The following is a 2,648-nucleotide window of genomic DNA, read 5'->3' as shown; positions in this document are numbered from 1 at the left end:
GCTTGATATCGCTTAGGCCAGAAAAAGCAAATTCCCATAGCATAAACAACACCAACTCTGACACACCGAGTAGGTAGCGGCTCAGTCCAACAAGCGATTATGCAACACAAACTGCGTGTCGCATAAATACTAAAATGTTATGTGTAATGGAGTAGATGGCATGGAGTTTCAGACGATCCCAATAATGCGGATTTTCGATGAAGATAAAGCAAAAGAGTTTTACCTTGGCTTTCTCGGTATGGAACTAGATTGGGAGCATCGTTTTGAGGATGGTTACCCAATTTACATGCAAGTTTCGCTTGGCGATTTTGTTTTACATCTGAGTGAACACTCTGGTGACTGCACACCGGGCAGCAAGGTCTTCGTTAATGTAAGCAATCTTGATCAACTTTTCGCACAAGTTACTGCAAAGCCTTACAAATACAACAAACCAAGCATTGAAGATGCCCCTTGGGGTGCAAGGTGTTTTACCGTAACAGATCCGTTTTCAAACAGGATATTGTTTAATGAATCAGCAGACACATAACAATCAAATTTTATCGCCAGCAAAAAGCGCTGGCTGCGACGTCAACCCGCTGCGCGGCTTTCCGCGCTAAATTTGGGCGTTAAGCATACGAGGAACCATGTCCAGTGAAGTCACCGTGGCTAAAATATGAATCGAGGTTGGCAGACTGGATGAAACAGTTTGCTAGCGAAAAGTTGTCGTTCACTAATGGTTTTCAAGCAATCCCTGGCTTTCCTTCAAATGGATTTCGTGCTGATGGGCTGCTAACTGATGGGAATGTTGTTATAGCCTTGGAAGTGGAGGTAAAACAAACTCACCCTGATACAAATGTTGGAAAATATTGGCTCTTAAGCCAGTATCAAGCTTATGAAAAGGTGATTTTGTTTCATGTTTATACTCCAGAGTACACATCTTATCCTTGGCGCCTTCAGCTAGGTCAGTTTTATGCCTCAAAAATGGCGATAGAGTTGCCATTTGAATATGAACTAGTCGATCAAAGAGAAGCTATCGATACGAACTCATCATTTGAAGCAGTAACTAGAATTCTAGAGCAAAGAATACTCGGTGAATTCGGAGTAATTGCTGGTAAGTCGCAAAATGCTTAACAAGTGCAGGTTGTCGGACGTGTGCTACGCTGCGCTCCGCACCCGCCGCAACTGCAGGCGTTATGTGCTCTAAGGTATCTCATGCTCTCAATCACCAGTGAAGATAAAGAGAATCAACTTAAAAGTTATTGTCAGCATTGGCTGAGCTTATTAGCCACAAATCAATTTGAAGACGCAGAAAAGCTCATTGATATAAACAATAACTATGGTGTTGTATGGGCAGAATCTGAACTCAAAGACGCTGTGCATGATTACTTTGGTAGCGATGCCCCTGTGAGTTTTCAAAACGAAAATATAGCGAATTGTTACCCTGAGTTTTTAGAAACCGATTCAGGCTCATTGATCTTCGGCTTTTATTTACCCGCCAATGGCGAGATAACCGACCTAACTGTTGAATTTGAGTTTGTACCAATTGGGAACAACAATTATGCTGCAACAATCAACGATGTTCATGTTCTGTAGCATGTACGCACATAACAAGCGCCAGCACATCGCGCCTGCGGCGCTGGACTCGCAACAAGTTGCTCGCCCGTGTGGCGGGCGTTAGCTTTGCGGAGGCTTTATTGACATTTTAATATTAGTTATCGCCTCAGTATTATTCTTTGTTTTGGTTATAAAGTTGGAATCAATGATTCCCATCAACTTTTTGGACAAAGCAGAAAGAACGTTTAACGACCTAGGTGCAAACGTGCAGGTAAGAACAAATTCTTACTCTCGTTTTTATAACACCAAAGGACGATTGGTAAAAAAGTCGGATATAGCAAAAATCCAAAAAGCGGGTTGTCTTACACTTTTTACATTATCGGATAACGCAATCGATATTACGGTGCATCCAGCTAATAAAGATACTGTGTTTGAAAAAGCTAAAAGTATATTTAAAGAGGCTCAAGTTGTTGAAATTGATATACAAAGCTAACAAACCAATTATTCCGACCTCAACTCGCTGCGCTCTTTTCGTCGGCATATTGGGGCGTTATGTTGGAGCAGCATATTGATCGCTCGTATTAAGACAATCAGTTTTGGGGTATTAGTAGCTGCATTAATCATTACGATCACGTTGATGGTAGCCGATGTTGAATTTTATGGGCTCCTCAGTGTTTACGTATTTATGGTTTTATGGAGTTTACACAAGATATTTTTGTGGCTCATCGGTGATGAGTTTGGCATCGCCGTTCAGGTGAAAATTAAGAAAGACGCACCAAAAGCAATTCGTTTCCTTGGGCTGTTATTTGTCTGCTTTGTTTTTTATTTCGTAGCTAAGGGGCTTATCAAGCATGTTTCAACATAACAAGTTGCTTAATTTCGTTCCGGCCACAAACAGCATGGCCTCCACTGGACTGCCTACGCTGCGCTGCGGCAGCCAATTAGCAAAGCGTTAGCACTGTCCACTTATGGCACAGACTGTGTAAAAACTAATTTTTAATAAATTGTCTTGGGTATGTTCTTAGTTTGAAACCATTTAAGATGGTTGCGATCGATTTTTTCTCAGTATCGCAATTTTCTCCGCGCGAGCGAAACTGCTATGGCAACGCTACTCT

The 2,648-nt window shown here is 41.8% G+C and carries 5 protein-coding genes; all 5 read left to right on the top strand.

Annotated elements, in window-relative coordinates; all coding sequences use genetic code 11:
- Positions 1 to 160: 160 nt before the first annotated feature.
- The 5 genes from JIG41_RS16100 to JIG41_RS16080 all read left to right on the top strand — a co-directional run bounded on the left by JIG41_RS16100 (position 161) and on the right by JIG41_RS16080 (position 2,398).
- Complete coding sequence (locus JIG41_RS16100; protein ID WP_024592045.1) at positions 161 to 526, top strand: glyoxalase superfamily protein; 366 nt, start codon at positions 161 to 163, stop codon at positions 524 to 526.
- 149 nt (positions 527 to 675) lie between these two features.
- On the top strand, positions 676 to 1,110 hold the full coding sequence (locus JIG41_RS16095) for a hypothetical protein (protein WP_063529658.1): 435 nt from the start codon (positions 676 to 678) through the stop codon (positions 1,108 to 1,110).
- A gap of 81 nt (positions 1,111 to 1,191) precedes the next feature.
- Positions 1,192 to 1,572 carry a hypothetical protein gene (locus JIG41_RS16090; RefSeq protein ID WP_024592043.1) on the top strand — a complete coding sequence of 127 codons (381 nt, stop codon included), beginning with the start codon at positions 1,192 to 1,194 and terminating at the stop codon, positions 1,570 to 1,572.
- Positions 1,573 to 1,729: 157 nt separating this feature from the next.
- The gene (locus JIG41_RS16085) at positions 1,730 to 2,026 is read left to right on the top strand and encodes a hypothetical protein (RefSeq protein ID WP_138558954.1); all 297 of its coding nucleotides are present in this window, start codon (positions 1,730 to 1,732) and stop codon (positions 2,024 to 2,026) included.
- A 75-nt stretch (positions 2,027 to 2,101) separates the two neighbouring features.
- Positions 2,102 to 2,398 (top strand): hypothetical protein, encoded by a 297-nt coding sequence (locus JIG41_RS16080; protein ID WP_024592041.1) that lies wholly within the window; start codon positions 2,102 to 2,104, stop codon positions 2,396 to 2,398.
- Positions 2,399 to 2,648 lie beyond the last annotated feature (250 nt).

The sequence above is a fragment of the Pseudoalteromonas sp. bablab_jr011 genome (genome assembly GCF_016464045.1).
Lineage (GTDB): Bacteria > Pseudomonadota > Gammaproteobacteria > Enterobacterales > Alteromonadaceae > Pseudoalteromonas > Pseudoalteromonas lipolytica.
Note: the sequence above shows the minus strand (reverse complement) of the source record. Positions and strands in the feature narration are given on the sequence as shown.

Bases quoted from the DNA above. Each gene is read 5' to 3' on its own strand.
- JIG41_RS16100 (WP_024592045.1), top strand. From the start codon at position 161: ATGGAGTTTCAGACGATCCCAATAATGCGGATTTTCGATGAAGATAAA.
- JIG41_RS16095 (WP_063529658.1), top strand. From the start codon at position 676: ATGAAACAGTTTGCTAGCGAAAAGTTGTCGTTCACTAATGGTTTTCAA.
- JIG41_RS16090 (WP_024592043.1), top strand. From the start codon at position 1,192: ATGCTCTCAATCACCAGTGAAGATAAAGAGAATCAACTTAAAAGTTAT.